Raw genomic sequence first — 26,999 nt, 5'->3', positions numbered from 1 at the left:
ACGCCGAGTGCACGGCCCGGTCCTGTACTTCAGTCGAGGTCCACACCTAAGAGTGAAGACGCGACCCCGCTCAGGATCTCAGTTCCGATTCCGATCACCGTCGGTGGTGGCGATCTGGGCGATTCCAGGCGTGCTGTCCTGCTGCGTGCCGTTCGCGGCCGCCGGGCCCGTCGAGGCGGTGTCCGGCTCCGCGTCCGGCTCGGCGTCCGGTCCAGCCTGGTTCGGCGGCTCCGACGAGTCGTCCGGGTCGGTCGAACCGGCGGCCGTCCGGCGGCGCCTGGCCAGGGCCCTCTTGGCGATCCGCAGCCCCGACATCAGCACCAGCAGCGCGGCCGCGCTCCCGGTGAGGATCGGGATCAGGGCACCGAAGTTGTTGGATTCGAGCTGCATCCGTTTGGTGGTGCCGAACTGGGTGCCCGACTCGGTGGTCAGGGTCACGTCAATGGTGAACTTGCCGGCCCGCTGCGTCGTGGCCGGCAGCTGGAACCCGCGCCGGCTGTTGGCCGGGATGGTGACCGGGCCGTCGAAGTCCTGTTTGATCTCGACGCCGGGCACCCGCGGGATGCGGAACACGACGACCACCGTGATCGGCAGGTCGTTGACCACGGTCAACGGGATCGGGCTGGTGGCCGTGTCCATCCGCGTGACCTGGCCGGCGAACTCCTCGATGTGGACCTGCGAGAGGACGTCGTCGATCGCGAGGGTCGTTCGGTTCACCCATTGGCGGGCGGCGTCCGGGTTGCCGCGCCACGCGCTGGACGCGCCGTGCAGCAGACCGTTGCGCAGCGGCGTGGTGATGTCGCCCTTCCGGACGGTGCTGGACCGCTCCTCCCGGATGGACCCGTACAGGTCGCCGACCTTGAAGTTCTGCGCGGCGAGCTGGGCGAGCACCGGCTGCGAGATCTCGGCCGAACCGGCGTCCACCGGGTAGTCGAGGTCGGCTTCCGGCAGGGTGTCCGGGGATGGGTCGGGCAGCGGGGTGGGCCGGATCAGCCCCGCGTCCGCCAGTTGCTGCATGCCGTCGAGCAGGGCGCGCAGGTCGTCGCCGCGGAGGTTCCAGCGGCGCGGCGGCGCCAGCACGGTGGTGGCGCCCGCCACCTGGCCCTGCGTCGCGCGGAACGCCAGAGCGCCGAGCGCGTCCTGGACGGACAGCAGCCCGTTCTGCGGCGGCGACAGCGCGGTGACCTTCTGTTCCGTGTCGTGCTGCGGGTCGAGCGCGCTGGTCAGCAGCGGGTCGATCGGGACCGCGGTCGTGTCGCGGCCCCGCACCCGGACCGGGGACAGCGACCCGGCGGGGATGTTCAGCGCCCGGGGCTCCAGGAGCGCGGTGTAAGGCATCTTCTGGCCGATCGCCGGATCGGCCAGCACGCCCTCGATCGGCCAGAGCACGTTGCGCGGTTCGACGCGCAGGATGTTGCGCACGAGGTCGGTGCCGTCGAGCGCGCCGTCCACCAGGTCCGGCAGCCCGGCCCGGCCCAGGGCCACGATGTCCGCGTCCGCGTAGGGCAGCGCGATCACGCAGCGCCCCGACGTGGCCTGGCGGAGCCTGGACAGCCACAGGTCGGCGGCACCGGCGCCGATGCCCTCGACCAGCGAGCCGTTGGGCTGGCGCACCAGGTAGCCGCGCTGCATGACCTGGACGGTGATCAGCAGGTCCGGGTCGATGGCGAAGCACAACGCGCTGCCCAGCGGCGATCCGGGCGTCACGCGGTCGCTCACCGCCTGCACCAGGTCGTAGAGCCGACCGCCGGGCGCCAGCGAGGTGGACAGCTGGTCGTCGGCCAGCACCGCGCGGATGCCGCCGATGGCCTCCCGCTCCAACCGCGGGTAGTCCACCAGCGGCACCAGCATGCTGGTGCCGGTCGGTTTCTCGGGCCGCACCGGCGCACCGCCCGGCGGGGCGAGCACCGGCAGCAGGAACTGGGCCTGCGCGATGCGGGCGCGGCCCCCACCGCTCGGCGCGCCGTTGACGTTGACCAGCAGCGGGTACACGCCGGGCTGGCTGATCTGCAGCGAGTTCGCGCCGGTCAGCGGGATGTGGAGCTCGACCGGGATCTGCTGGCCGGGCGCGAGCCGGGCGGCGACCGAGGTGAACGCGGGCTCCGTGACGGTGGCCGGGTCCTCGCGCAGCGCGCGCTGGACGGCCGGCTCGGTGCTGGTCGCGTTGCCACGCTGGATGCGGGCCTCGACGTTGTTGATCTGGTGATCGCTGGTGTTGGTCAACCGGCCGGTGACGACCACTTCGCCGGGCGAGCCGACCCCGACCGCAGACGGCGTGATTTTAATCACGTCCAACTGGGTTGGGGTCTCGCCCTCCGCGGCCGCCCGCGGCGCCGGGACCAGCGGAACTACCGCGCACAACAGCACCGCGACCAGCGCGGCAAGCAGAAACCTCACCCCGGCTCCGTTCCGCTACCTCGTGCCGGCCGGGCTCCGAGCCGTTCGCTCGCGCCACCCGATGCGCCGTCGCGCAGGCTCAGCGCGCGGAGCACCAGCCGACGCTCGTCGGCGTAGGCCAATATCTCGTCCAGTTCACCAAGCGGCACCCACGCCACCTCGGTGACCTCCACGTCCTCGTCGGAAAGCTCTCCGCCCACCGCATCCAGCAGGAAGTGGTGCACGGTCTTGTGTATGCGCCGGTTGCCCGCGATGAACCAGTAGTCGATCGTGCCGATCGGGGCGACCACCCGGCCGATGATGCCGGTCTCCTCTGCGACCTCGCGCACCGCGGTCTGCTCCGCGCTCTCGCCCGCCTCGATGTGCCCCTTCGGCAGCGACCACAGCAGTCGCCCCTTGCGGTCCAGCCTCCCGATGATCGCAGCGAGGCCTTCGGCGCCGTCGACCACCAGCCCACCGGCCGAGGTCTCGTCGACGGTCCGCAGTCTGCGCCGCCGGCGCCGGTTCCGACGCCCCGGCTGGGCACCGCCGGAGCGGCCGGGCGACGGGGGCATGCCGCCGATGGTAGTGCGATCAGCTGTTTCAGGGGTGAGCTGGGCGGTCGCCGCGGAGCGTCGAACCCCGCTCCCACCTGGGGCCGGAAGCGATCCGGAGGAAAACGGGTCGCCGATCCCCAGGGAAAGCACACCCCGCCCCGCGTCGGTCGGGTGGCGGCCGCATATGGGTGACTCGTTGGGCCGAGCGGCCGATATCCTGGTAAATCGTGTCCTCCCCTTCGCACCACGACTCCGTCATGTCCGCCGAGCAGCTGCAGGCCCGGGAGCGCCAAGCGCAGCGCAACGCCGTCGTGGAATTGGTGAAGGTCGCACCGGTCGCCGAGGAGCTCGCGCAGCGATTCGCCGCGGCGGGCCACCGGCTGTACCTGGTCGGCGGCAGCGTGCGGGACGCCCTGCTGGGCCGGTTGGGCACCGACCTGGACTTCACCACCGAGGCACGACCGGAGCAGGTCCGCGAGCTGCTGACCGGCTGGGCGGAGACGATCTGGGACACCGGGATCCAGTTCGGCACGCTCGGCGCGTACCGGCACGGCACGACGGTGGAGATCACCACGTTCCGCGCGGACACCTACGACCGCGTGGGCCGCAACCCCGACGTCGCCTTCGGCGACACCATCGAGGGTGACCTGGTGCGCCGCGACTTCACCGTGAACGCGATGGCCATCGAGCTGCCCGGCCGCACGTTCGTCGACCTGCATGGCGGGATGGCCGACCTGGCGGACCGGCGGCTGGACACCCCGGCCGCGCCGGAGGACTCCTTCGCCGACGATCCGCTGCGGATGCTGCGTGCCGCCCGCTTCGTCTCCCAGCTCGGCTTCACCGCCACCGACCGGGTCGTGACGGCGATGACCGACATGGCCACCGAGATCACCCGGATCACCCCGGAGCGGGTGCAGGTCGAGCTGTCCAAGCTGCTGTGCGGCGAGTTCCCGCGGCGCGGCATCGAGCTGCTGGTGGAGAGCGGGCTGGCCGACCACGTGCTGCCTGAGGTCCCGGCCATGAAGCTGGAGATCGACGAGCACCACCAGCACAAGGACGTCTACCGGCACTCGCTGACGGTCCTGGACCAGGCGATCGACCTGGAGCGGTCGGCCGATCCGGCGGGCGAGCCGGACCTGGTGCTGCGGCTGGCGGCGCTGCTGCACGACATCGGCAAGCCGGCCACCCGCCGGTTCGAGTCGGGCGGCGGGGTGAGCTTCCACCACCACGAGGTCGTCGGCGCGAAGATGGTCCGCAAGCGGCTGCGCGCGCTGCGGTACCCGAAGGACGTCATCAAGGACGTCGCGGACCTGGTGTTCCTGCACCTGCGCTTCCACGGCTACAGCGACGGCCAGTGGACCGACTCGGCGGTCCGCCGCTACGTCAACGACGCGGGCCCGTTGCTGCCCCGGCTGCACAAGCTGGTGCGCGCGGACTGCACGACCCGCAACAAGCGCAAGGCGACGGCCCTGCAGCGGGCGTACGACGAGCTCGAAGAGCGCATCACGCGGATCGCCGAGGCGGAGGACCTGGCGAAGGTCCGGCCCGATCTGGACGGCAACGAAATCATGCGGCTGCTCGGCGTCGAGCCGGGCCCGGTCGTGGGCCGGGCCTGGAAGCACCTGAAAGAGGTACGCCTGGACCGCGGCCCGATGTCCCGCGACGAGGCTGTCGAGGAGCTCGTCCGCTGGGCCCGCGAACAGGGCATCGACGTCTCCTGAGCCCTTGCGCCTGCGCCCGCTCGCTTCGGTTGCGGTTTCTTCCACCGCAGGTCAGAAGGTTTTAATAATATCGAATACTATTTCCTGCTGTGATCCTCCGATGTTGAGTAGTCGTTGATACTGCTGCTCGTCGGCCGGGCGGGCTGCCGGACGCGGTTTCGGTCAGGGGGGTTCGGGCGCGGTCAACCAGTGAGATCATGCGATGGTGGGATCAGATGCGGACGTAGAACCGGGGACGCTGCTCGTCGCTGCCCCACAGCTGCTGGACCGGAACTTCCGGCGGACGGTGGTCTACGTGATCCACCACCGCGCCGAGGGCACCCTGGGCGTCGTGCTGAACCGGCCGAGCGAGGTGGCGGTGCACGACGTGCTGCCGAAGTGGGGCCAGCACGCGAGCGAACCGCAGTCGCTGTTCGTCGGCGGTCCGGTGGAACAGCGCACGGCGATCTGCCTGGCGACGCTGCGCGCGGGTGAGAACGTCGGCGCGATCGCGGGCATGGTCGGGGTCCGCGGCCCGGTCGGCCTGGTCGACCTCGACGGTGACCCCAACGAACTGGTCCCCCGGGCCCGCGGCCTCCGCTTCTTCGCGGGCTACGCCGGCTGGGAGCCGGGCCAGCTCGCCGGCGAGATCGAACGCGGCGACTGGATCGTCGTCCCGGCCCTGCCGGACGACGTCATCGCCGACCCGGGCGCCGAGCTCTGGGGGCGGGTCCTGCGCCGCCAAGGCCCCCCGCTGGCATTCCTCGCGACCCACCCCGGCGACGTGAAGCTCAACTAGGAAGAGCCAATCGGGTGCGGGGCCTGTGGATGGACGGGTGAGTTATCCCCAGATTTGGGAGTTATCCACAGAGTTGTGGACAGGTTCGGAGTGGACGGGTCAGAGCCAGCCGTTGCGGCGGAAGCCCGCGTAGATGGCACCGCAGAGGGCGATGATCAGCAGCAGCGCCGCCGGGTAGCCGAAGGACCAGTGCAGCTCCGGCATGTTCTCGAAGTTCATCCCGTAGATCGCGCCGACGATGGTCGGTACCAGCGCGATCGCCGCCCATGCGGAGATCTTGCGCATGTCCTCGTTCTGCCAAAGCCCGGCCCGCGAGAACTGGGCAGCGAGCACCGAGTTGAGCAGCTCGTCGTAGGACCGGACCTCGCGCCCCGCCCGGAGCACGTGGTCGGCAACGTCGCGGAAGTGCTGGCCGAGCAGTCCGGGCTCGCCGTTGCCCGGCCGGATCAAGTGCTGCGCGACCGGCACCAGCGGTTCGACGGCGTCGCGGAACTCCAGCACCTCCCGCTTCAGCGAGTACAGGTCCTCGGTCGGATCGTCCCGGTTCGGGGCGAAGACCCGGCGCTCCAGCGCGACGAGGTCCTTGCCGAGTTCCGCCGCGATGGCCAGGTAGGAATCGACCACGACGTCCGCGAGCAGGTAAACCGCGGCATGCGGCCCGAGGGCCAGGAGGTCCGGCCGGTCGGCGGCGCGCCGGTGGGCCTCGGTAGCTGGGTCCTGATCGCCGTGGCGCACCGTGACCAGCACCCGGTCGGTCAGGAACAGCATCAGCTCCGAGGTGCTGACCGCCGACGCGTGCTGGGCGTAGTCGAGCATCTTCAGGACGATGAACGCGCAGCCCGGGTAACGCTCGAACTTGGCGCGCTGGTGCGCCCGGACCGCGTCTTCGACGGCCAGCGCGGGCAGCTCCAGCAGCTGCGCCACCTCGTGCAGCAGGTCGAGCCGTGCGGGCGGAACCTCGAGCCAGACGAAGGCGTCGTCCGGCACGGTTCGCAGAGCATCGAGCGCCTCGCCGCTCGGGATGTCCTCGGGGCGGCCGTCGCGGAAACGGGTGCACCTCAGCATGGCGGCCACGTTGCCACGAGCGTGTGGCAGCGCGGCGCATTGCCGGGCCGTGTCCCCGGGAAGATCAGTTCTGCTTGAGCACGCCGCAGCAGCCGCCGGCGCAGCCACCGCATCCGGCGGCGGGCGCCGGCGCGGGCATCGACTCGGCGGCGCGGTTGCCGACCACTCCGCCGACGGTCATCAGCGCGAAGGCGCCGATCAGCCCGAACACCGCGACCATCACGACGCTGGACGTGGCGGCCAGCATCGGCAGCGAGACACCGGCGAGCACCGCGATCGCGCCGCCGGCCAGCATCGCGGGTGCCGCGGCCCGGTTGGCGAGCTCGAACGCGTCCTCGCTGCGCATGGCGGCGGGGGTGCGAACACCGATGTAGCGGTTGCGGGTCAGTTGGCCCCGCAGCCCCCGGAAGCCCAGGAACAGCAGCGCCGCTCCGCCGAGGACCAGGACAGCGCAGAGGATCACCTGTACAGCGAGCACTCCGACAGCGTAAGCCTCACCTGCTCGCCACCTGCCCGACACCCAGGTCAGGTGTGCTGTCGGCCATGGCGAAGTTTCCTGTCTCAACCGGAGATCCTGTCTCAACCGGACTGCTGGCGGCCGCGCCCGCCGTTGCGGCACCCAGCGGGGACGTGCGGCTGGTCGGTGAGCCACGCTGCCGCACGGCCTGCAGTTCGACGGCAGTCGAATTTCCATTGAAATTGCGGAAGTTGTCCACAGCCGTCGGCGTGTCGTGGTGCGACACGCCGATCAACCGCAATTTCCATTGAAATCGAAGGTCCGATTTCCATTGAAATTGCGGGACGGCGAAGCTTGGTGCTGGTCAGCGACGACAACTTCGCCCCAAACCAGACCACACAGCTAATCACGCTGGCCGTGAAGTGACCCCTGATTCAGTCGCGTAGCGGGAAGTCGCCGGCACCGATGAGCTGCCCGAGGTAGTGCTTGAGCCGTTCCGTGGTGTCGGCGACTTCGTCCTGCAGCGCCACCGCCCGCTTCCTGCTGGATGCTGCAGCTCGGCGCGAATGGCTTTCCATTGTCCGCTTGCTCGAGCCTGCAGCAGACCGACCATGAACTCCTGGTAGTTGGCCCGGGCTGCGGCTCCGCGCAGTTCGTGAAGTCCAGAGATTGCGAATTTTCGTACCTCAGCGGCGGGGTCGGCCTTCGGCGGTGCGAGTTGAGACGGCAACGTGCCCGCGAGACCTAACGCCCGGCGGAAGCGATCGCCGTAGGTGGTGCCTTCCGGCTCGTCCACTCGCCGCTTGTCGCGCGGTATGCGGCGTTTGTCGAGCCAGGCCGCGACCTCCAATGCGGAGAAGCTTCCGTCCGGCGCCGCGGGGAAGTCGGCGTGGCCGTGACGTGATCTCGGCTACCCTGGAGCCGTGCGCGCGAGGCTGCTTCTTGCGAGGCCGCGTTGACCGCCTGTTAGCAGGCGTCAACGCGGCGACCCCTCATGCCCGACAGGGCCTGGGGGGTTTTCCATTTTCCTCAGGCGGCACACTTAGGCAGGCACGACCCGCGCGGTTCGGGCGAGAAGGCAGGGAAGGACGCAACACGATGAGTGGCCAGGCAGAGGGCTCGACGACCGGGGTTTCCGAAGAGGTCCCGCAGTTCCGCTACACGGCGGACACGGCGACCGAGATCGAGCAGCGGTGGCAGCGCCTCTGGGACGAGCACGGCACGTTCCACGCGCCGAACCCGGCCGGCCCACTCCAGGGCGACCTTCCGGCGGACAAGCTGTTCGTCCAGGACATGTTCCCGTACCCGTCCGGCGCCGGACTGCACGTCGGCCACCCGCTGGGCTTCATCGGCACCGACGTCTACGCCCGCTACCACCGGATGCTGGGCCGCAACGTGCTGCACACGATGGGCTTCGACGCGTTCGGCCTGCCCGCCGAGCAGTACGCGGTGCAGACGGGGACCCACCCGCGGACCACCACCGAAGCCAACATCGAGCGCTACCTGGGCCAGATCCGCCGGCTGGGCCTGGGCCACGACGAGCGCCGCCGGGTCGCCACCACCGACCTCGAGTTCTACCGGTGGACGCAGTGGATCTTCCTGCAGATCTTCAACGCCTGGTACGACACCGATGCCAACGGCGGCAAGGGCCGCGCCCGGCCGATCAGCGAGCTGGAAGAGCAGTTCGCCACCGGTGAGCGCGCCACCCCGGACGGCCGCCCGTGGGCCGAGCTATCCCGCGCCGAGCAGCGCAAGACCATCGACTCCTACCGGTTGGCCTACCTGTCGGAGGCGCCGGTGAACTGGGCGCCCGGCCTGGGCACCGTGGTCGCGAACGAGGAGGTCACCGCCGACGGGCTGACCGAGCGTGGCAACTTCCCGGTGTTCCGCCGCAACCTGAAGCAGTGGATGATGCGGATCACCGCGTACGCCGACCGCCTGGTCGACGACCTGGACCGGCTGGACTGGCCGGACAAGGTCAAGACCATGCAGCGGAACTGGATCGGCCGTTCGCAAGGCGCGAACTTGGTGTTCCCGCTGGACGGTTCGGCACACCACATCGAGGCCTTCACCACCCGCCCGGACACCCTGTTCGGCGTCACCTACATGGTGCTGGCCCCGGAGCACCCGCTGGTCGACGAGCTGACCGCGGCCGCGTGGCCGGCCGAGGTCGACGACCGCTGGACCGGCGGCGCGGCGACCCCGGCGGAGGCGGTCGCGCAGTACCGGCGGGCCGCGTCGATGAAGTCCGACCTGGACCGCCAGGAGAACAAGGAGAAGACCGGCGTCTTCACCGGTGCCTGGGCGACCAACCCGGTCAACGGCAAGCAGATCCCGGTGTTCATCGCGGACTACGTGCTGATGGGCTACGGCACCGGCGCGATCATGGCGGTGCCCGGCGAGGACGCCCGCGACCACGAGTTCGCGGGCGTGTTCGGCCTGCCGATCATCCGCACCGTGCAGCCGTCCGCGGACTTCGAAGGCGGCGCCTACACCGGTGAGGGGCCGCGGATCAACTCCGCGAACCCGGACGTCGGCCTGGACCTGAACGGGCTGGGCCTGGACGACGCGAAGAAGACCATCATCGCCTGGCTGGAGGAGCACGGCCACGGCCGTGGCACCGTCCAGTACAAGCTGCGCGACTGGCTGTTCGCGCGGCAGCGCTACTGGGGCGAACCGTTCCCGATCGTCTACGGCGAGGACGGCGTGCCGCTGGGGCTGCCGGAGGACCAGCTGCCGGTCGAGCTGCCCGAGGTGGAGGACTACTCGCCGCGCACCTTCGAGCCGGAGGACGCCGACAGCAAGCCGGAGCCGCCGCTGGCCAAGGCCACCGACTGGGCCGAGGTGGAGCTGGACCTGGGCGACGGGCTGAAGCACTACAGGCGCGACACCAACGTGATGCCGCAGTGGGCCGGTTCCTGCTGGTACCAGCTGCGCTACATCGACCCGATCAACTCCGAGCGGTTCGTCGACCCGGCCAACGAGCGCTACTGGATGGGCAAGCACCCGGAGCTGCACGGCGCGAACGACCCGGGCGGCGTGGACCTGTACGTGGGCGGCGTGGAGCACGCGGTGCTGCACCTGCTGTACTCCCGGTTCTGGCACAAGGTGCTGCACGACCTGGGCTACCTGGAGTCGGAGGAGCCGTACCGGCGGCTGTTCAACCAGGGCTACATCCAGGCCTACGCCTTCACCGACCCGCGCGGGGTCTACGTCCCCGCCGAGGAAGTGGAGGAGCGGGACGGGAAGTTCTACTTCCAGGGCCAGGAGGTCAGCCGCGAGTACGGGAAGATGGGCAAGAGCCTGAAGAACTCCGTCTCCCCGGACGAGATGGCCGACGCCTATGGCGCGGACACCTTGCGGCTGTACGAGATGTCGATGGGGCCGTTGGAGGCTTCGCGTCCGTGGTCGACCAAGGACGTCGTGGGCTCGCACCGGTTCCTGCAGCGGCTGTGGCGCAACGTCGTCGACGAGAACACCGGTGCGCTGCGGGTGACCGATGAGCAGCCGGACATCGAGGCGCTGCGGGCGCTGCACAAGACCATCGCCGGGGTTCGGGAGGACTACGCGGAGCTGCGGTTCAACACCGCGGTGGCGAAGCTGATCGAGTTCAACAACCGGCTCACCAAGACCTATTCGTCGGCGGCGGGCACCCCGCGGTCGCTGGTGGAGCCGCTGGTGCTGATGGCCGCGCCGCTGACGCCGCACCTGGCCGAGGAGCTGTGGGCCCGGCTGGGCCACGGCGGGAGCCTGGCGCACGGCCCGTTCCCGGAGGCCGAGGAGGAGTACCTGGTCGAGGACACCGCGGAGTACCCGATCCAGGTCAACGGCAAGGTGCGGTCCCGGGTCGTGGTGCCGGCCTCGGCGGATCAGGACGCGGTGAAGGCGGCGGCGCTGGCGGACGAGAAGATCGTCGCGGCGCTGGATGGCAAGGATCCGCGCAAGGTCATCGTCGTCCCGGGTCGCCTGGTCAACGTCGTCGCCTGATCAGTGCGCCTCGGAGGCCGCAATTTCCATTGAAATCGAAGATTCGATTTCAATGGAAGTTGCGGTCCCCCTGGAACTGGCGAGGTAGGTCACATGGCGGCGTGTTGGTAACTTCGCGCTCTCGAAGGCGATCACCGAGGCGATCAACCGGGCGATCATCGAGGCGATCAACTGGGCGATCAACGTGCTGTTCGGCCAGCTCCGCCCGCACGCGGTGGACCTGGTGACGGCCTCGAACGGGGTGGAGGGCTGTCGCGCAACGGGCTTACAGGGTGTGGAGTTGGCCTTCGTCAGGGGCGTCTTGTTGCGGCCAGACGATCATGTAGTGCGTGTACTGCATCTTCCCGTTGTGCAGCTTCGGGTTGTCCAGGATCAACTGCACGCCGTTCACGGTTTCGGGTGGGCCGCCACCGCCGGTGATGTACGCGCTGCCGTAGCCGACGGCGCCGTTCTCGCCCCACTTCGACCAGTCGAGGTTCATCACCTTCACTTCGCTGGCGGACTCGCCGGTGACGTTGGGGTGGATGAATTCGCTCGGCTGCTGCACCAGCTTCTGGTTCGTGCCGTCCACGTAAGTGGCCGCGTAGAACTGCTTCTCAGGTGCCGGCTGCTGGGGCGCCGGCTGCCGTTCGGTGGTCTTCGTCGTGGTTGCGGTCTTGGTTTCCGGTGCAGATGTCTCCACTGTGGACGCGGTGGCGGACGCGGGCGGGTTGTCCATCACGATTGGCCGATGGCCGATGTCGCCGGGTTGGATCAGATTCGGCGGCGGCGGCGGTTGCTGGCCGCAAGCCGAAAGCAGTAGCGCGGCGCCGACCGCAACCGCCGAACCGAGCACTCGCACCGACCTGTGCATCACGACCTGACCTCCTAGTGCAACGTCCAGTTGTTCACTGGACGCCTGTCGAAGGCGTAGGTTCACTGGAACCGCGCGAAAATTCGCGTCGGCGGTAGGTTTGCGCCGAAAGTGCAGCGCGCCGCCCGAGCAGGTTAAACAGGCCGAACTGGTCAAACGGGACAAACAGGCTAAACAGGTCAATTGCGGAACAGGGCGTTGAAGTCCGAGAAGTCCACCGCGTCGGCGAGCGTGTCGTAGCTGCCGTGCTCCAGCGCTTCCCGGATCCCCCGGCGCGCCACGGCATATGCGGCCTGTGCGACTGCCGCGCCGAGGCTGATGCGAGCGGCTCCGGCCTCGGCCAGTTCCGCGACGGTGGGCGCGCCAGGGCGGGCCAGGACGTTCAACGGCCGTTCGATGTTCGCCGCCAGCTCGGAGATCACCGCGACATCGGTCGTTCCGGGAACGAAGATCCCGTCCGCGCCGGCCTCCGCATAGGCGGCCGCGCGGGCGATGGCATCGCGCAACCGCTCTGCCGGATCGTCGTGCACGGGACGGAGGAAGGGATCGGTGCGCGCGTTGATGAACAGCGGGATTTGCACGGCGTCGGCCGCCGCGCGAGCAGCGGCGATGCGCGCGACCTGCTCTCCGACCGGGCGAAGCGACGGTCCGACGCCGTCTTCGATGTTGACGCCGATCGCGCCGGCGTCCAGCACCAGGCGGATGGTTTCCCCGACGCCATCGGGGTTTTCGGCGAAGCCGCTCTCGATGTCGGCGGTGACCGGCAGGTCGACGGCGACGGCGATGCGCGCGATCAGCTCGATGGCGAGCCGTCGGTCGAGCGCGTTGCCGTCGGCGGCACCGAGGCTCCACGCGACGCCCGCGCTCGTGGTCGCCACCGCCGTCGCCCCGGCGTCCTCGGCGAGCCGTGCACTGGCCGAGTCCCAGGCGTTGGGCAGGACCAGCGGCGCCCGTTCGGCGTGCAGTGAGTGGAAGATCTTCGCCTTGTCCCGCTGGGTGATCGTCATGTCCGCAGTCCACCACATTTCGCCCCGCAGGACTGGCGGATATGCGTCGCCGGCACACCCTCACCCCCGCCTGTGATCACCCGAGGACGGCGCAATTTCGCGAGAAATTGACCGTCACCCGGGTGAACGCCAATTTCTCGCGAAATTGACTCGAAACGTGTTCGTGCGGCCCGGGGAGACCTGCAAGACACCGTGAGTACGGCTCCGCTGATGGTGAGCCGTCTCGTGACGGCAGTGTCGGCGTTCACGAGTCTGGGGGTGTTGGCAGCTCGGGCTTTCGTGCCAGGCTAGATGTTGATCTACCGGCTTGGGGGGAAGCGTGGGCGAGAAGACGGACTGCGTCGGCAATGAGGTGGCCGCGCCGGTGCAGGGCCCTGTGGTGCAAGCCGGCTCGATCCACGGCGACGTGCACTTCCACCGAGGGACCGGCCCTCTGGTGCCGCGGCAACTGCCCGGTGCGACACGACATTTCGTGAACCGGGCGGTCGAGCAAGACATGCTGACGACGCTGCTGGCCGGGGCGCGGGGCGACGGCGTGGTCCTGCTGTCGACCATCGATGGCACCGCCGGTGTGGGCAAGTCGACGCTGGCGGTGCACTGGGCGCACCGGATGCGGGACAGGTTCCCGGACGGCGAACTGTACGTCAACCTGCGCGGATTCGACCCGATCGCGGAACCCATGACGCCGAACGAGGCCCTGGGCCGTTTCCTCGCCGCCCTCGACGTCGCGCTGGATCGCATCCCGCCGAGCGACGACGCCCGAGCGGCGATGTTCCGGAGTCTCGTGCACGAAAAGCGAATGCTCGTGCTCCTCGACAACGCTCGCACCGCCGACCAAGTGCGAGCGCTGCTGCCGGGAACGCGGACCTGCCTGGTCGTGGTGACGAGCCGGAACCGCCTCGACGCCCTCGTCGTCCGGGAGGGCGCCACCAGGGTGGCCCTGAAAGTGCTGCCCGAGCCGGAGTCCCACGACCTGCTGGCCCATTACCTGGGGCGAGACCGGCTGGCCGCCGAACGGGATGCCGTGGCGGAAATCTTGTCGCACTGCGCCGGGCTGCCGCTCGCGCTGGGCGTAGTCGCGGTCCGGGCCGTGGAGTTCGAGGACTTCCCGCTGGACGAGCTGGCTGAGGAACTCCGCAACGAACGCGAACGCCTGGACGCCCTGGATGCGGGCGGTGAAACCGGTGTCCGCGCGGTGTTCTCCTGGTCCTACCACTCCCTTTCCGACGAAGCGGCCCGGCTCTTCCGCTTGATGGGCCTACCCACCGGACCGGATATCGGCCCGGACGCCCTGGCCGCGCTCGCCGACCGGACCAAGCGCGACCTCCGCAGACCACTCGCGGAGCTGCTGCGAGCCAACCTCATCGAACAACGGGAGCGAGGCCGCTACTGCTTCCACGACCTGCTCCGTTCCTACGCTGCGGAGTGCGCGGCGACCGACGAATCGGCCGATACCCGCCACGCGGCCATCCGTCGCCTGCTCGACTTCTACCTCCGCACGAGCGCGGCGGCCGATCACCAGACGACCGGTCACGCCAGGCATTTCACCGCCGAATTGCCGGAGTCCGACATCAAGGGCCACACCTTCGACGGCGACGAAGCCGCGATGACCTGGTGGGAGACCGAACGCCACAACCTCAGAGCTGCGATCAAGCAAGCTTCGGACTTGAAATGGTGGGAGCACTCGTGGCAGTTGCCGCGCAGCTTGATGTACCCGTTCCACTTGCGCGGCTACACCGACGATTGGATCGAGGCTTACAACATCGGTATCGAAGCAGCTCGGCGGCTTGGAGATGAAGCGGCGCAGGCGAACTTGCTGCATGAACTGGGAATCGCCTACTACGACCGCAAGGACTTCGATGCAGCGGCGCGGTACGCCGAGATGTCCCTCCCACACTTCGATGCGATCGGAGATCTCCAGGGACGAGGGGAAGTTCTCATCGCGCTCGGGCACGCGTTGATGGACGCCGAGCGATATGAAGAAGCGGTCCAGCCGTTGGAGAGCGCCCTTGGGATCGCCGAGGGCGTGAACGATGCCTTCGCGCAAGGGCTTTCCCACAACGCGCTGGGGCTTCTCCATGCCAAGCTCGGCCGGTTCGGGCAGGCGTATCCGCACTTCGACCAGGCGCTGCGGTTCGATCGCGAGGTTGGTGAGGAAATCGGCGAAGGGTTCGTGCTGAACAACCTCGCCAACGCTTACTTCGACTCCGGGCGGGTCGATGAGGCGATCGACACGCACCGGCAAGCACTGGAGTTCCGGCGAAAGATCCGTCACCGGCAAGGAGAAGGCGCAAGCCTGCGTGCACTGGGCAGGGTCTTGCAGCACGTCGGGAGCCTGGAAGGAGCCCGGCAGGCGTTGCAGGAAGCGCTGGCAGTCTTCGAGGAACTTGGCCACGACGAAGCAGCCGAGGTTCGTGCCGAGCTGGACGGGTTGCCTACTTCTTGATCGATGCGACGAAGGCGGCCCACGGACCCGGGCCGAACAGGAGCGTTCCGCCCTGCCGGTCCTTGGTGTCTCGGACACCTACCAAATCGGGCGTCATCGCGACCTCGACGCAGGAATGTGCGTTCGAGGTGTAGCTGGACGTGGCCCATCGGTCGTTCTCAAATGTGGACACGTCCTCATGGTAGCGCCTTGAGATCGCGAAAAATGAGGTCAAGCGACCCCTTCCGATCCGCCGCATGTTGCACGCAATCGGCCCAGGTCAAGCTGAACTGCCGCACTCTCGTCGAACTCTCGATCAAGCCAACCGTCGTGACGGTCTCTTGCCAGGCCAGATCAGGGAGTTGCGGGCTGGGAAAGGTCAAGAGATGGAAGGTCGATGCGCCGAGCGTGCCGTGGGCGTCGGCTGTGAACGGGACGACGAGAACTTCCAACGTCTCTGGGTGGGCTTCAATCAGATCGATCAGATGCTGTAGCTGCTCGGCCAGCACCTTCGGCCCTCCGACCTGTTGCTTGAGGGCGCCCTCGTTCAACACAACAGTGAACTTCACCGGATCGTCTGCGTCGATGATCCGACGTTGTCGCTTGAGCCTCGCGGTAACTCGCTGGTCAGTATCCGACGCTCGGATGTTGGGCCTGTCACCGTCGATAACGGCACGCGCGTATGCCTCCGTCTGTAGAAGGCCTGGGAGCAGCAAGCTCTCGTGCGAGCGGATAGATTCGGCACCCCACTCATAACCGAAGTAGCGGAGCACGTCGGGCGGGAACAGGCCCGAATAACGGATCCACCAGCCCCGTTCGTCACTCTGATCGCGCAAGGCGCGTAGTTCGCTCAGTTCTTGGTTGTGGATGCTGTAGAGGTCCGCTGCTTCGGCGAGCTTGTCTTCCGTAAGCCGTCGCTTGCCGTGCTCGACTTCGCTCAAGAAGTTCTGCGAGATTCCAAGGGCTTTGGCGGCTTTGATCCCGCTCAGGCCAACCTCTTCTCGGGCATCGCGCAGCCGGAAGCCCAACTCAAGCGCAGCGACTGTTGACGAAGACGGTGCCATGCGAGGTCCTCCTGGTTCGTTGCAGTCAGAAGCGTACGGGGTCGTGATCTTTCCACTCGATTGGGGAATGTACGGACGCGATATCGCGACGGTAATTTGAGATCTAGACGGCGGTGGGCTGGCTCTCCTCCCCTCCCCCGACACGGCCGGTCCGCCGCCGTCTTTCCCCTTACTCCTGGAGGTGTTCTGGTGCTTTTCCCTGGGTTGGAGCCTCAGCGGCCCGTTTGTTATTGGCGTCCTTTCGAAGGGGCTCGGCATGGGCTGGAGCCCGACGAGCTGCCCTTTCCCGGGCTGGAGCGCGTCACTCTTTGCGGCGTCTCGATGAACATCGGTCGGCCGACCGTTGTTGATTGGTTGGCTCCCACCTGTGAAACCTGCTGGGCCGAAGCCAAAGCTCGCCGCGACGCCCAGAACTGACTGGTCCACACAGGACAATTCACGGAGGTTGGACATGGACGTGCTGCTCGGATTCATGAACTCCCCGATGGGCGCATCAACAGCGATCGGGGCGCTCGCTGCTGCCGCTGCGTTCGTCGCGGTTTTCCCGCTGCGTGGCGGAAACGGTCAGCATGCGGGGGCCGGGCCAGGCGTGGTCAGCGTCTGGCAGATACGCGACACCGTGCAATGCGCGCCCAGTCGACAATCCGAAGCGGTCAGCCGGGACGTTTTCGACACAATGGCCGAGGAAGCGTGCCAGGCCTACCTGGCGGAACGCTGCCGTCGCAAGCTCGGCGCGGAACCCCCGCCGTATGTCGGCAAACACCGGCTCGCCATCGAGGATCTGGTCGACGAATTCCACCCCAAGGTCACCATCACCCTGGGTCCCACCGCTTTCCACCAGCCCTGAAGTGCTCGCCTCAGGCGAGGCCGAGCTCGTGGGTCAGCTCGTCGAGCATCGAGTCGAACAGGCGGTCCGCGTACTTCAGGTCGAACGGGAAGCGGCCGAAGACCTCCAGCGCCACGTAGCCGTACAGGCGCACCCACCAGCGCAGCAGGAAGTACACCGTGTCTGGGTGCAGGGCCCCCGGCGGGACCTCGATGCCCTCGGTGGACAGGGCCGCCGCCAGCGCTTCCTGCTGCTCCGACAGGTCCGGCAGCTCGAACGGCGGCCCGGGTTCGGAGTTGATCTGCACCGCGCCTTCGACCAGGAAAGGCCCGACGATGCCCAGGAAGACCCCGGCGAACTGGTCCTGCTGCCGCTTCCCCTCCTCGCCCTGCGGGGTGGCGAAGACCAGCGCGAACTCCTCCGAGTGCGCCAGCGCCCAGCGCCGGAACCCGCGGCACACCGCGAAGATCTTCTCCAGGAACTCGCCGCCCGCCGGTTCCAGCGCCGCGTGCAGCTCGGTCGCCAGATCGGCGCAGATGTCGTCGCAGAGCCGGCGGAGCAGGGCTTCGCGGGACTCGTAGTACCGGTACAACGCGGGCGCGGTGATGCCCAGCTCCCGGGCGATCGCCCGCAGCGTCACCGCGTCGCGCCCATGGCCGACGAGCAGTGCCCGCGCATGCTGGCGGATCTCCAGTTCGGTGGCCGCGCGAAGCCGCTCGCGCCGAGTCACCTCGGTCATGTGCCACTCCAGTGCTTCCGTGGACGGCCCTGCCTCCCCGATGGCCGCCCGTGATTGTGGCCCATCCGGCCGCCCGATCGGGCAAGCGAGGGTCGAATCCGCCACATCGACGACAGTCAGTAAACGCCCCCAAACGGGATGTGTTCTTCGTCGGCGGTGGCCGTTCGCGGGCGCTGTGCGGGTTAGGTTCGGGGACGGCTCTACGACTCAGGAGGCAAGATGACCGCCGCTGCGCAGGAAGTCGTCGTATACACCCGGCCCGGCTGCCCGTTCTGCACCTCGCTGCGCGCCGGATTGCGGCGCCAGGGCTTGGCCTTCAACGAGGTCGACATCTGGGAGGACCCCGACGCGGCGGCGGTGGTGCGCTCCATCGCCGACGGCAACGAGACGGTGCCGACCGTGGTCGTCGGCGGCTGGCAGGCAGTCAACCCGTCGGCGAGCAGCGTGCTCTCCGCGGTCGCCAAGCACGCGCCGCACCTGTTGCCGGAGCGGCAGCCCGGTCCGGTGGACGGGGCGCTGAAGGCATTGGGATTGCGCAAGTCCCGCGACTGAGCGCGGCTCGAGTTTCGCCGAGGGCCGACCGCACGGGGGGCGTTGCGGCCGGCCCTCAGCATGTTGTGATCGCCGGTGGCGCGATACCGGCGAGCAACAACTCGTTCAGTCTGCCGCTCGACTACGCCGAAAAGATCCATATGTCACCCGAAATTAGCCCGAACGGTGGATCCCTCGAACGGGATTCTCCGCTTTGTCGCGCGATGTGGGCCGGCGAAGTGAAAGGCCCGTTCGCCCCTGGCATCGGGGTGAACGGGCCGTTCGCGCGCTCGGCGGCGGTGTCTTGGTGGCATGGACGCGGAATCACTCCGAATGCGGGGCAGCCCCGGCCAAAGCGGCCGGGGACTGCGCTGGACGGGCCTGGCTGGTGTCGACGGGCTCGCCCGGGATGGGCACGGGCCTCGCGGGCAGCTCGCTCGTCGGCGGTGGGAGTCTGACGGGGGCGGTCCCGGGTGTGGGGTCCGCGTCCTCCCGCCCGGTGGCCGAGCCGGCCGTGAACTGGTTGGCGAAGAGGTTCCCGATCGCGGTCAGCGGCTCGGCGAACCAGTCGAGGCGGGGGTTCGTTGCGGTGCTCTGAGTGCTCAATGCCATGCCCACAGCCTGCTGTTTCGGGGTTCCGGTCGGATCCGTACGGCTACTCAGGTGTTACTCATGAGTAGTCGGGGCACTACGACATTCGAGCGCGTAAGAACCACTGTGGCCACGGGGCGTGTTCACCTGGCCGCGACGTTCGGGCCGAACGGTGTACTCGTGCCTACGATCGCCCCAAAGGCCGAATTAGGAGGGTATGGTCTAGACCATGTCGCGCTTGACTGGTGTCGGAGTCAGCTCCGGCCGCGCCTCGGGGCCGGTCGCCCGGGTCGCCGATCCCCTGCCCGAACCGTCCGCCACTCCCGCGCCCGCCGAACCGGCCGTCGAGGCGGCCCGCATCCGACCGGCCGCCGAAGCCGTCGCCGAGCGGCTGTTCGAACGAGCCGGCCGGGTCGAGGGCGACGCCAAGGCCGTGCTGGAGACGACCGCCGCGATGGCGATGGACCCGGCGCTGAGCTCGCAGGCCGAACAACTCGTCACCGGCCGCTCGCTGCCCGCGCCGCGCGCGGTGTACGAGGCGGCCAACGGCTTCGCCGAGGCGCTGCGGGCCGCTGGCGGCTACCTGGCCGAACGCGCCCGCGACGTGCAGGACGTCCGGGACCGGATCATCGCCGAACTCGTCGGCGCGACCCCGCCCGGCGTGCCCGAGCTCGACCGGCAGAGCGTCCTGCTGGCCCGCGACCTGGCCCCCGCCGACACCGCCGATCTCGACCCGAGCATGGTGCTCGCGCTGGTCACCGAGGAAGGCGGCCCGACCAGCCACACCGCGATCCTGGCGCGGGCGCTGGGCATCCCGGCAGTGGTGGCGGTCCGCGGCGTGCTCGCGGTGCCCGACGTGGTCGGCGCGGTCGTGGACGGCGACAGCGGCGAGGTGGAGACCTCCGACCAGGAGGTTCCCGTCCAGGCCGCGGAGCGGGCCGCGCCCAGCGAGTGGAACGGCGTCGGCGCCACCGCGGACGGCAAGCCGGTAAAGGTCGTCGCCAACGTCGGATCGGGCGCCGATGCGCGGGCCGCCATCGCGGCCGGGGCGCAGGGCGTCGGGCTGTTCCGCACCGAGTTCTGCTACCTCGCGGCCGGCGAAGAGCCGGCAGCCGAAACGCAGCGGGCCGCATACCACGAGGTCATCGCGCCGTTCGCGGGCAAGCCGGTCATCGTCCGGACGCTCGACGCCGGCGCGGACAAGCCGCTGGCGTTCCTCGACATGGGCGTGGAGCCGAACCCGGCGCTCGGCGTGCGCGGCCTGCGGGTGGCCTTCGACCGGCCGGACGTGCTGGACCGGCAATTGGAGGCGATCGCAGCGGCCGCGGCCGACTCCGGCGCCGAGGTGTCCGTGATGGCCCCGATGGTCGCGACCGTCGACGAGGCCGCCTGGTTCGCCGCCCGGGTGCGGGCCGCGGGCCTGCCGCGGGCCGGGGTGATGATCGAGATCCCGGCCGCGGCGTTGAGCGCGGCTGAAATCCTCGGTGCCGTCGACTTCGTCAGCATCGGCACCAACGACCTCGCCCAGTACGTCTTCGCCGCGGACCGGATGATGGGCGCGCTCGCCGAGCTCAACGACCCCTGGCAGCCCGCGCTGCTGCGGCTGATCGCCGAGGTCGGCCGCGCCGGTCGGGAGCTCGGCAAGCCGGTCGGCGTCTGCGGCGAGGCGGCGTCCGACCCGCTGCTGGGCGGCGTCCTCGCGGGTCTCGGCGTGACCAGCCTTTCGATGGCCGCCGCGGCGGTCCCGGCGGTCGGCGCGACGCTCGCCAAGCACCCGCTCGCGGCGTTCGAGCGGGCCGCCCAAGCGGCGCTGGCGGCTCCGAACGCGGCCCGTGCCCGAGAAGCGGCCAAGTCCGCCCTCGCCTGATCCAACCGAGTCCAGGGGCATCCCTGCCCGAGTAACTGGGCACGGATGCGGATCCCCCTCACCCGACCCGTTGATGGGTTCGCGCACGAGAGCAGCGGTCCCTGCGGGGAAAGGCCGGGTTGGAGTGGCCTGGCTCGGCGATGCCATTCGCGACCGTTGATTCGCGCGGTCGGCAACGGTCAGGGCGGCTCGCGAGACGTGCCTTCCGCAGTAAGGAGATCCCAGCGCCGCTGATCGGCTGAGTTCGAGGAACAGCCGGTTTAGCGCCAGAGGTCGTAAATTTGCTTCGGCTGAGCGGGTTCCCGCTGGTGTTCACCAGTTTTCTAATGCGAGTGGTGGTGCGGCTGGTGCCCGTTTTCGTGCTCGTGGCAGATCCGGCCCTGGTCCGTGTCGTGGCAGTGGATGTCGTGCTTCTGCTGCGGGGCGAACTGGGTTACCGCGGTCGGTGCCTGGCTCGTGGCCAGCACCTCGGTCGCGGTGAGAGCGGAGGTCCCCAGCAGGAGCGGTAGTGCCAGCGCGACGCCGAGCGAGCTGCGCAGTACGGGATGCATCATGCGTCTCCTTCAGTTGATGTCGACGAGGTCCACGAAGCGCGTCGCGGAAATCACCGAAGAAATGATGGGAAGGTGCTTTTCAGAATAGGAACCGGGAGGGCATGCGAAAACCCGTGCGGTCATGATTTTCGTCCCGAAAAGCAAAAATCGTATTCTATTGGCGCAAAATGCGTTGGAATATCGCGACCAAAGGCCCTGGACGACAGCAATCGCCGCGCAAAGGGCACCTCTTCGGGTCAAAGATGTCCTTTGCGCGGCGAGGTCCACTCCTCGGCGTCAGGCACGGGAGCGGGCGAGGACCGGGCGGACGAGGTCGCGCAGGTTGGGCGACGGCTCGATGCCCAGCTCTCGATCCAGCAGGCGCTCGTAGCGCTGGTAGTGGCGGACCGCCTGCGCCGGGTTGGCCTGCTGCAGCAGCACCTTGACCACCGCGCAGTGCGCCGTCTCCCGGAACGGCTCAACCTCGGTCGCGGCCTGCGCGATCTCCAGCGCCGCCCCCAAGTGCCGGGACTGCACCAGCCGCTCCGCGGCCACCTCCAGCGCATGTACCTGCAACTGCAGCAGGCGCTCGCGCTCGGTCAGCACCCAGTCGTCGTACCAGCCCGGCAGCAGCGGCGCGTGCCGCGCCAGGTCACGGCCGATCTCCGCGCAGTCCGCGGGCGACTCGGTCGAGTCCTGGTGCGCCAGGTAGCGCCCGGCCGCGACCAGGCCGTCGACGTCCAGTGTCACAAGCGGCGCCAGCTGCAGCTCGTGCGAAGTGCTGATCACCGCGCCCTGCACCCGCTGGCGCACCCGCCACAACGTGGTCCGGAGATTCGCCAGGGCGCTCTGCTCGTCGCTCTCCGGCCACAGGATGCCGGCCAAGCGGTCACGCTGCGTGCGTCCGCGTAGCGCCAGGAAGGCGAGCAGGCGCTGCCCGCTGCTGGACATCGCCACACCCTCGCCGTCCGCGTGCAAGTCCCAGCCGCCGAGCAGCGACAGCCGGAACGCTTGGTCGGGCTGCGCCGGAGTGCGCACCCGCGGGCGTGTCATCGGACGCACTGTTCCACCGGTCATAGTTCCCCCCTCGACAGGCCTGAAACGGGTGCTTCGCGAGGGAGCGACGCGGCTCGTGTCCCCTCAGAAGCTCCCGAGCACCGGCGTGGACGCCGGAACAGGGCCCACATGCGTGCCTATCGGGGCCACTCCAGTCAGCTGTTACGGGACTACGGACGGTGACTTTCGAACTCCGGACAAGTTTGTGGGGCTCCCACACCCCCCGGTGGGAGCCCCATGAAGGAGCAACTCAGGCGCGCACAGTGCGGTGGCGCCCGCCCTTGCTCCGTTGCTTGCGGCGGCGCGAGATGGCCCGGGATACCCGCCGGTAGGTGCGCACGGCGAACGCGCCCGCGCCGAGCCACGGCAGCAGCAGGATGAGCATCGAGATCATCGCCAGCAGCGGGCCCCAGAGCTGCCCCTGCCCGATACCGGTCACCAGCATGGTCCAGTAGTCGTTGCCCCTGCTGAACGCCCTGGACAGGTAGACCGGGAGCCGCCAGAGCAGCATCCCGAGCGCGAACAACAGGGTGGGCACCACGATCAGCACCCAAGCGGTGACCATGATCCGAACCCGCGGTCGCAGCCCGGTGTGCGCGTTGGTCTGGCCGCCGCCGCGCCCGACGAGGCGCAGCAGGAACGGGCGGATCTGCGAGAACAGGTTCGGCACCCCGACCAGGTCGCCAAGGATGTAGTAGCCGTCCATGCGCAGCAGGGGCAGCAGCTGCTGCAGGATCTGGATGTGGCTCAGCGCGATGAAGACCAGCAGCGGCGCGAACTGGGTCCAGCCGTAGATCCCGTACATCACCAGGATGAACACCGCGTTGAAGTAGATGCCGCCCAGATCGGTGCGCAGCCGCCCCCGCCGGTCGAGGCGGTAGGCGTCGGTGACGTTGGTGTAGAAGCAGGGAATGATCAGCATGATGCCGACGCCGATCGCGCCCGGCTTGGCCCCGCCGTAGTGACATCCGGCGGCATGCCCGAGCTCGTGGAACAACGTGCTGGCCACCATCAGCCCGAGCAGCAGGAGCACCTGCGCCGGTTCGCCCACGGACTGCTGGAACGCCAGGTCGACGTAACCGGAGCCGATCAGCCACCCGTCGAATGCGAGCAACCCGCACAGCACGAGCACCACGACTACGGGCGTGTACAGCGGAGCGAGAACCGCGGCCGCCGCCTGCACCACCCGTGGCGGTGCGAGCATGCCGTGCATCGCCAACGACAGCAGCGGGTCCGCCTTCGGCGGCTCGGCGATCGGCTGGGACAGGGTGGCGATGCCCAGCGGATGCAATTTCTCGTTGATGAGGAATTCCGCATTGGCCGCGGTCAGTTGCTTGCCGGTCGCCTGCGACGCTCGCGCCGCTACCTCGGCCAGCCCACGGGTGCCGTCGATCGCGGTCGCGATCTCGTACAGCAGCGGTGACACCAGCACCATCTGGCCGTCGCCGCGGGAGATCAGGTAACGCGGTTCGTCGAAGCCGCCGCCCTCGTACTCCCCGCACAACGACACTCCGTCGGCCAGCCGCGCAACCGCCTGCTCGTCGGTCTCTTCCACACGGTCGGTCTGGGTGACTTCTGACATGGCTTCCTCCTGCGAACCCGTTCACGTGCGGGTAGCTGCACTGGTCCGCGCGCCGTGGTGGGCAGCACGTGAACCTGGCCGGGAGCGAGTGCTTCGCTCCCGGCCAGACGGGACTGTCAGACCTGGTTGATGACCTGGGCGGCCGTGGCCTGCGACCCGAAGAGCGCCACGGCGGTGTTGACCGCGACGACGGTGTTGATGTCAGGGAACAAGTTGCAGCCGCAGCCGCCCAGGGCTTCGCGCTGCGGAAGCAGTTCCGCGGACTGGTCATGAAGATCGAGTTTGTCCATCTTCCATCTCCTCTTGTTGGTGGCCGGCCGCCCACCACGCGCAGCAGCGGTGGGCGGCCGGACGCGTTAACGGCAGACCGGTCAGTGCGAGACCTGCGTAATGACCTGGGCGGCCGTGGCCTGCGAGCCGAAGAGGGCCACCGCAGTGTTGTCGGCCACGATGGTGTTGACGTCGCCGCCCCACCAGCCGCCGAGCGCCTCGCGCTCGGGCAGCATCTCAGCGAACTCGTACGAGAACTCCATGATCATGCTCCTGTTCGCATTGACGGAATTTCGACTGCGGCTTTGTGCCGCTGGTGACGAGTACGCCAGAGGCCCGTCACCCCACCGTCACAAGACCGTCACGCGCTGCCGCACCGGTCGTCGCGAGGCCCTCCGGTCACGTTCCGTGCGTACGGTGTGAGCAGCGAATATCCCGGGCCCGACAAGAGTTTTCGTCAGTGGATCGGGTGAACTGCGAAATTCCCACACGGATGGCGGTCACCCAATGAAAAAAAGGCCCGGGAGCCGGGCTGGCTCGCGGGCCTCGAACAGCGGGTTCTCAGTCTAGGAGCCTGTCGGCGAATGCCGTCCGCGCCTTTGGAAGCGGCGTAGCCGCTTGCATTCACCTTGCCAAGACGACCATCGGCGGGTTCTGAGAGGTTTTCTGGTGAGGACGGCCCCTCCGCCGCGTATTGGACATACATCAGGAGGGGCACCCGCAGTCCAGGGAACCTCTCAGGTTCCGCTAAGCGACCACCCACCCAGACCATTCACCAACAGGCTCTGCTCAGGCTTCTTCGGGTTGGGCCTCTTCTTGGTCCAGGCCGTGCTCGATGGCGTAGCGGGCCAGCTCGACCCGGTTGTGGAGCTGCAGCTTGCGCAGCGTCGACTGGACATGGTTCTCCACCGTGCGGTGCGAGATCACCAGCTTCTTGGCGATCTGCCGGGCGGTCATCCCCTTGGCGACCAGCCGCAGCACCTCGGTCTCCCGGTCGGTGAGCTGCGGCACCTGCGACCCCGAATCCGGGGTGATCGCCATCCGCCGGTACTCCCCGAGCACCAGCCCGGCCAGCCCGGCGGTGAACACCGCGTCGCCGGCGGCGGTGCGCTGCACCGCGTCCACCAGCTCCGCGACCGACGCCGACTTGACCAGGTAGCCGGAGGCACCGGCCTTGACCGCCTCCAACACGTCGCTGTGCTCGCCGCTGGCGGACAGCACCAGGACCCGGGTGCCGGGGATCTCCTGGGTGATCTGCAGGGTGGCGCTGACGCCGGAGGTGTCGCCCAGGTTCAGGTCCATCAGCACCACGTCGGGCGTGACGGTCCGCGCGATGCGCAGCGCGGACGCGCCGTCGCTCGCGGTGGCCCGCACCTCGAAGCCGCGCTCCATCAGGTCACGCGCGACCCCGTCGCGCCACATCGGGTGGTCATCGACGACCATCACGGTGACGGGCGGCTCGCTCATCGTTTTCCTCCTCTGCGCCGCTTGCCCTGGGCCGCACCCGGATGGGGAACCCAGACCTCCCACTCGGTTCCCTCGCCGAGCGCGGTCTCGAGCGTGATCGTGCCACCCAGGCTCTCCACGCGGCCCCGGATCGACTTCGCCACGCCCAGCCGACCCTCGGCGGCGGCCTGCTCCAGCCGTCCTTCGGCGATGCCCGGGCCGTCGTCGCGGACGCTGAGCACGATCGCGTCCGGCAGCTCCTCCAGCAGCACCCACCCCTGGGCGTCCTCGCCGGCGTGCTTCTCGACGTTCGCCAGCGCCTCCCGCACCACCGCGAACAGGTCGGTGCTCAGCGGCTCCGGCAGCCGCACCGGATTGCCCGGGATCGACACGTGGATCCGGCCGGTGCGCAGCACCTGCAACTGCGCGGCGAGGTCGGTCTCACCGTCCTCCGTGGTCTCCTGCGGCGAGGTGGTGACCAGCGCGCGCAGCGCGATCTCCTGCTCTCCCGCGAGTTTCGCCAGCTCGGACGCCTCGCCGCCGAGCTCCGCGCCGCGCCGCCGCACCCGCGCGAGCACCTGCAGAACGCTGTCGTGGATGTCGCGTGCCAGCCGTTCCCGCTCCGCGGTCGCGGCCTCCGCGCGCAGCGCGCGCGCCAGCCGTTCGGTGGACTTGCGCGCGGTGTCCGAGGCCAGGCCGAGCACCAGGCCGCTGCCGATCAGCAGCAGGGTGTCCAGCGAGGTGTCCGCAGCGCTGTAGCCGCGGATCAGGTAGTTGCAGGCAGTAGCGATGATCCCGCTGGCCAGACCGCCGAACATGCCCCACTGCGCGGCCGCGACCGTGACCATCGTCGAGTGCCACACCGTCGCCACCGACGGCTTGGCCGAAAGCATCTGCCCCTCGGTGAGGATGAATTCGCTGCTGAGGAACAGCACCGTCACCACGATGCAGTCGAGCAGGACCATGCGGTTGGTGCGCCCCGGCCGGGTCCGGTAGCGCCAGATGGTGAACACCGTCCACACGGCCATCAGGCTGATGACCACCAACGCCAACCACGGCCGCTGGTAGTCGCCGTACTGGTCGATGACCCAATAGCAGGCGTAGAGGAACGTGACGACGCGGAACACGTTGTGCCCGCGCCAGAGCGGCGAGCGACCGTCGGTCACCTGCGGTTGCGACGGCGATTGCGTACGGCCCACATTCGCTCCCTTCTCAGCGGACCATCCTGCCGTACGTCCTGGTGTGCGATGGTCGCCGCACCGAGCACT

The 26,999-nt window shown here is 68.8% G+C and carries 26 protein-coding genes; 8 read left to right on the top strand and 18 right to left on the bottom strand.

All coding sequences use genetic code 11. The features are described 5' to 3' along the window. Positions 1–78: 78 nt before the first annotated feature. Together ACRXBZ_RS19610 and ACRXBZ_RS19605 are read right to left on the bottom strand one after the other, a co-directional pair. A complete protein-coding gene (locus ACRXBZ_RS19610; RefSeq protein ID WP_433880328.1) occupies positions 79–2,397 on the bottom strand; it encodes a DUF6049 family protein in 2,319 nt (772 codons plus the stop codon). Beyond that, positions 2,394–2,951 (bottom strand): NUDIX hydrolase, encoded by a 558-nt coding sequence (locus ACRXBZ_RS19605; RefSeq protein WP_433880327.1) that lies wholly within the window; start codon positions 2,949–2,951, stop codon positions 2,394–2,396. Before ACRXBZ_RS19605 ends, ACRXBZ_RS19610 begins: the two co-directional genes overlap by 4 nt. 239 nt (positions 2,952–3,190) lie before the next feature. On the opposite strand from ACRXBZ_RS19605, the gene ACRXBZ_RS19600 reads away from it, so the two are divergent. Both ACRXBZ_RS19600 and ACRXBZ_RS19595 read left to right on the top strand, forming a co-directional pair. Further along, on the top strand, positions 3,191–4,654 hold the full coding sequence (locus ACRXBZ_RS19600; protein ID WP_433880326.1) for a CCA tRNA nucleotidyltransferase: 1,464 nt from the start codon (positions 3,191–3,193) through the stop codon (positions 4,652–4,654). 202 nt (positions 4,655–4,856) lie between these two features. Continuing rightward, positions 4,857–5,432, top strand: coding sequence for a YqgE/AlgH family protein (locus tag ACRXBZ_RS19595; protein ID WP_168585926.1), 576 nt, complete (start codon positions 4,857–4,859; stop codon positions 5,430–5,432). Between the two features lie 99 nt (positions 5,433–5,531). Here the strand turns inward: ACRXBZ_RS19595 and ACRXBZ_RS19590 are convergent, their stop codons facing one another. Next, complete coding sequence (locus tag ACRXBZ_RS19590) at positions 5,532–6,497, bottom strand: magnesium and cobalt transport protein CorA (protein WP_433880325.1); 966 nt, start codon at positions 6,495–6,497, stop codon at positions 5,532–5,534. 64 nt (positions 6,498–6,561) lie between these two features. Then, positions 6,562–6,975: an SdpI family protein gene (locus ACRXBZ_RS19585; RefSeq protein WP_168585925.1), complete on the bottom strand. Its 414-nt coding sequence runs from the start codon at positions 6,973–6,975 to the stop codon at positions 6,562–6,564. Between the two features lie 1,077 nt (positions 6,976–8,052). Between ACRXBZ_RS19585 and leuS the strand changes: the two genes are divergently transcribed. Continuing rightward, positions 8,053–10,941, top strand: a complete 2,889-nt coding sequence (leuS, locus tag ACRXBZ_RS19580) for a leucine--tRNA ligase (protein ID WP_433880324.1) — start codon at positions 8,053–8,055, stop codon at positions 10,939–10,941. On the opposite strand, the gene ACRXBZ_RS19575 is transcribed toward leuS, so the two are convergent. From ACRXBZ_RS19575 to ACRXBZ_RS19565, 3 genes are all read right to left on the bottom strand, one after another. Continuing rightward, positions 10,942–11,124, bottom strand: coding sequence for a hypothetical protein (locus ACRXBZ_RS19575; RefSeq protein WP_433880323.1), 183 nt, complete (start codon positions 11,122–11,124; stop codon positions 10,942–10,944). It lies immediately after the preceding gene. Between the two features lie 82 nt (positions 11,125–11,206). Beyond that, complete coding sequence (locus ACRXBZ_RS19570; protein WP_433880322.1) at positions 11,207–11,794, bottom strand: hypothetical protein; 588 nt, start codon at positions 11,792–11,794, stop codon at positions 11,207–11,209. 179 nt (positions 11,795–11,973) lie between these two features. After that, a complete protein-coding gene (locus ACRXBZ_RS19565; protein ID WP_433880321.1) occupies positions 11,974–12,801 on the bottom strand; it encodes an isocitrate lyase/PEP mutase family protein in 828 nt (275 codons plus the stop codon). 319 nt (positions 12,802–13,120) lie between these two features. On the opposite strand from ACRXBZ_RS19565, the gene ACRXBZ_RS19560 reads away from it, so the two are divergent. Beyond that, the gene (locus tag ACRXBZ_RS19560) at positions 13,121–15,247 is read left to right on the top strand and encodes an ATP-binding protein (RefSeq protein ID WP_433880320.1); all 2,127 of its coding nucleotides are present in this window, start codon (positions 13,121–13,123) and stop codon (positions 15,245–15,247) included. Here the strand turns inward: ACRXBZ_RS19560 and ACRXBZ_RS19555 are convergent. Then, entirely contained in the window at positions 15,237–15,419 is a 183-nt protein-coding gene (locus tag ACRXBZ_RS19555) for a DUF397 domain-containing protein (RefSeq protein ID WP_433880319.1), read from the bottom strand. The genes ACRXBZ_RS19560 and ACRXBZ_RS19555 overlap by 11 nt on opposite strands. 4 nt (positions 15,420–15,423) lie before the next feature. Continuing rightward, positions 15,424–16,290 carry a helix-turn-helix domain-containing protein gene (locus ACRXBZ_RS19550; protein ID WP_433880318.1) on the bottom strand — a complete coding sequence of 289 codons (867 nt, stop codon included), beginning with the start codon at positions 16,288–16,290 and terminating at the stop codon, positions 15,424–15,426. Between the two features lie 189 nt (positions 16,291–16,479). Between ACRXBZ_RS19550 and ACRXBZ_RS19545 the strand changes: the two genes are divergently transcribed. Continuing rightward, positions 16,480–16,707, top strand: coding sequence for an HC3 family zinc finger protein (locus tag ACRXBZ_RS19545; RefSeq protein WP_371812837.1), 228 nt, complete (start codon positions 16,480–16,482; stop codon positions 16,705–16,707). Positions 16,708–16,741: 34 nt separating this feature from the next. Continuing rightward, entirely contained in the window at positions 16,742–17,137 is a 396-nt protein-coding gene (locus ACRXBZ_RS19540) for a hypothetical protein (RefSeq protein ID WP_433880317.1), read from the top strand. A gap of 10 nt (positions 17,138–17,147) precedes the next feature. Here the strand turns inward: ACRXBZ_RS19540 and ACRXBZ_RS19535 are convergent, their stop codons facing one another. Continuing rightward, positions 17,148–17,855: a TetR/AcrR family transcriptional regulator gene (locus ACRXBZ_RS19535; RefSeq protein WP_433880316.1), complete on the bottom strand. Its 708-nt coding sequence runs from the start codon at positions 17,853–17,855 to the stop codon at positions 17,148–17,150. A 219-nt stretch (positions 17,856–18,074) separates the two neighbouring features. Here ACRXBZ_RS19535 and ACRXBZ_RS19530 point away from each other — a divergent pair, with 219 nt between their 5' ends. Beyond that, complete coding sequence (locus ACRXBZ_RS19530) at positions 18,075–18,407, top strand: glutaredoxin family protein (RefSeq protein WP_433880315.1); 333 nt, start codon at positions 18,075–18,077, stop codon at positions 18,405–18,407. Between the two features lie 303 nt (positions 18,408–18,710). On the opposite strand, the gene ACRXBZ_RS19525 is transcribed toward ACRXBZ_RS19530, so the two are convergent. Beyond that, on the bottom strand, positions 18,711–18,998 hold the full coding sequence (locus ACRXBZ_RS19525; protein WP_433880314.1) for a hypothetical protein: 288 nt from the start codon (positions 18,996–18,998) through the stop codon (positions 18,711–18,713). 208 nt (positions 18,999–19,206) lie between these two features. Here ACRXBZ_RS19525 and ptsP point away from each other — a divergent pair, with 208 nt between their 5' ends. Further along, entirely contained in the window at positions 19,207–20,844 is a 1,638-nt protein-coding gene (gene ptsP / locus ACRXBZ_RS19520; protein ID WP_433880313.1) for a phosphoenolpyruvate--protein phosphotransferase, read from the top strand. A gap of 323 nt (positions 20,845–21,167) precedes the next feature. Here the strand turns inward: ptsP and ACRXBZ_RS19515 are convergent, their stop codons facing one another. The 7 genes from ACRXBZ_RS19515 to macS form a co-directional block, all read right to left on the bottom strand. Next, a complete protein-coding gene (locus ACRXBZ_RS19515; protein ID WP_433880312.1) occupies positions 21,168–21,395 on the bottom strand; it encodes a hypothetical protein in 228 nt (75 codons plus the stop codon). Positions 21,396–21,674: 279 nt separating this feature from the next. Beyond that, entirely contained in the window at positions 21,675–22,430 is a 756-nt protein-coding gene (locus tag ACRXBZ_RS19510; RefSeq protein WP_433880311.1) for an AfsR/SARP family transcriptional regulator, read from the bottom strand. A gap of 253 nt (positions 22,431–22,683) precedes the next feature. Next, positions 22,684–24,015 (bottom strand): hypothetical protein, encoded by a 1,332-nt coding sequence (locus ACRXBZ_RS19505; RefSeq protein WP_433880310.1) that lies wholly within the window; start codon positions 24,013–24,015, stop codon positions 22,684–22,686. Positions 24,016–24,131: 116 nt separating this feature from the next. Continuing rightward, positions 24,132–24,305 carry a hypothetical protein gene (locus ACRXBZ_RS19500; protein ID WP_433880309.1) on the bottom strand — a complete coding sequence of 58 codons (174 nt, stop codon included), beginning with the start codon at positions 24,303–24,305 and terminating at the stop codon, positions 24,132–24,134. An 81-nt stretch (positions 24,306–24,386) separates the two neighbouring features. Next, positions 24,387–24,548, bottom strand: a complete 162-nt coding sequence (locus ACRXBZ_RS19495; protein WP_433880308.1) for a hypothetical protein — start codon at positions 24,546–24,548, stop codon at positions 24,387–24,389. A 526-nt stretch (positions 24,549–25,074) separates the two neighbouring features. Beyond that, a complete protein-coding gene (locus ACRXBZ_RS19490; protein WP_168585905.1) occupies positions 25,075–25,752 on the bottom strand; it encodes a response regulator in 678 nt (225 codons plus the stop codon). Continuing rightward, entirely contained in the window at positions 25,749–26,930 is a 1,182-nt protein-coding gene (macS, locus tag ACRXBZ_RS19485; RefSeq protein WP_168585904.1) for a MacS family sensor histidine kinase, read from the bottom strand. Before macS ends, ACRXBZ_RS19490 begins: the two co-directional genes overlap by 4 nt. Between the last annotated feature and the right edge of the window lie 69 nt (positions 26,931–26,999).

It is taken from the genome of Saccharopolyspora hattusasensis, from assembly GCF_050972075.1.
Classification (GTDB): Bacteria; Actinomycetota; Actinomycetes; order Mycobacteriales; family Pseudonocardiaceae; genus Saccharopolyspora; species Saccharopolyspora hattusasensis.
The sequence above is the reverse complement of the archived record's forward strand: the minus strand, read 5'-3'. Positions and strand labels throughout refer to the sequence as shown.

Coding starts and splice junctions, on each gene's coding strand:
- ACRXBZ_RS19605 (WP_433880327.1), bottom strand. CDS start 2,951: ATGCCCCCGTCGCCCGGCCGCTCCGGCGGTGCCCAGCCGGGGCGTCGG.
- ACRXBZ_RS19600 (WP_433880326.1), top strand. CDS start 3,191: ATGTCCGCCGAGCAGCTGCAGGCCCGGGAGCGCCAAGCGCAGCGCAAC.
- ACRXBZ_RS19595 (WP_168585926.1), top strand. CDS start 4,857: ATGGTGGGATCAGATGCGGACGTAGAACCGGGGACGCTGCTCGTCGCT.
- ACRXBZ_RS19590 (WP_433880325.1), bottom strand. CDS start 6,497: ATGCTGAGGTGCACCCGTTTCCGCGACGGCCGCCCCGAGGACATCCCG.
- leuS (WP_433880324.1), top strand. CDS start 8,053: ATGAGTGGCCAGGCAGAGGGCTCGACGACCGGGGTTTCCGAAGAGGTC.
- ACRXBZ_RS19570 (WP_433880322.1), bottom strand. CDS start 11,794: ATGCACAGGTCGGTGCGAGTGCTCGGTTCGGCGGTTGCGGTCGGCGCC.
- ACRXBZ_RS19565 (WP_433880321.1), bottom strand. CDS start 12,801: ATGACGATCACCCAGCGGGACAAGGCGAAGATCTTCCACTCACTGCAC.
- ACRXBZ_RS19550 (WP_433880318.1), bottom strand. CDS start 16,290: ATGGCACCGTCTTCGTCAACAGTCGCTGCGCTTGAGTTGGGCTTCCGG.
- ACRXBZ_RS19540 (WP_433880317.1), top strand. CDS start 16,742: ATGGACGTGCTGCTCGGATTCATGAACTCCCCGATGGGCGCATCAACA.
- ACRXBZ_RS19535 (WP_433880316.1), bottom strand. CDS start 17,855: ATGACCGAGGTGACTCGGCGCGAGCGGCTTCGCGCGGCCACCGAACTG.
- ACRXBZ_RS19530 (WP_433880315.1), top strand. CDS start 18,075: ATGACCGCCGCTGCGCAGGAAGTCGTCGTATACACCCGGCCCGGCTGC.
- ACRXBZ_RS19525 (WP_433880314.1), bottom strand. CDS start 18,998: ATGGCATTGAGCACTCAGAGCACCGCAACGAACCCCCGCCTCGACTGG.
- ptsP (WP_433880313.1), top strand. CDS start 19,207: ATGTCGCGCTTGACTGGTGTCGGAGTCAGCTCCGGCCGCGCCTCGGGG.
- ACRXBZ_RS19515 (WP_433880312.1), bottom strand. CDS start 21,395: ATGCATCCCGTACTGCGCAGCTCGCTCGGCGTCGCGCTGGCACTACCG.
- ACRXBZ_RS19510 (WP_433880311.1), bottom strand. CDS start 22,430: ATGACACGCCCGCGGGTGCGCACTCCGGCGCAGCCCGACCAAGCGTTC.
- ACRXBZ_RS19505 (WP_433880310.1), bottom strand. CDS start 24,015: ATGTCAGAAGTCACCCAGACCGACCGTGTGGAAGAGACCGACGAGCAG.
- ACRXBZ_RS19500 (WP_433880309.1), bottom strand. CDS start 24,305: ATGGACAAACTCGATCTTCATGACCAGTCCGCGGAACTGCTTCCGCAG.
- ACRXBZ_RS19495 (WP_433880308.1), bottom strand. CDS start 24,548: ATGGAGTTCTCGTACGAGTTCGCTGAGATGCTGCCCGAGCGCGAGGCG.
- ACRXBZ_RS19490 (WP_168585905.1), bottom strand. CDS start 25,752: ATGAGCGAGCCGCCCGTCACCGTGATGGTCGTCGATGACCACCCGATG.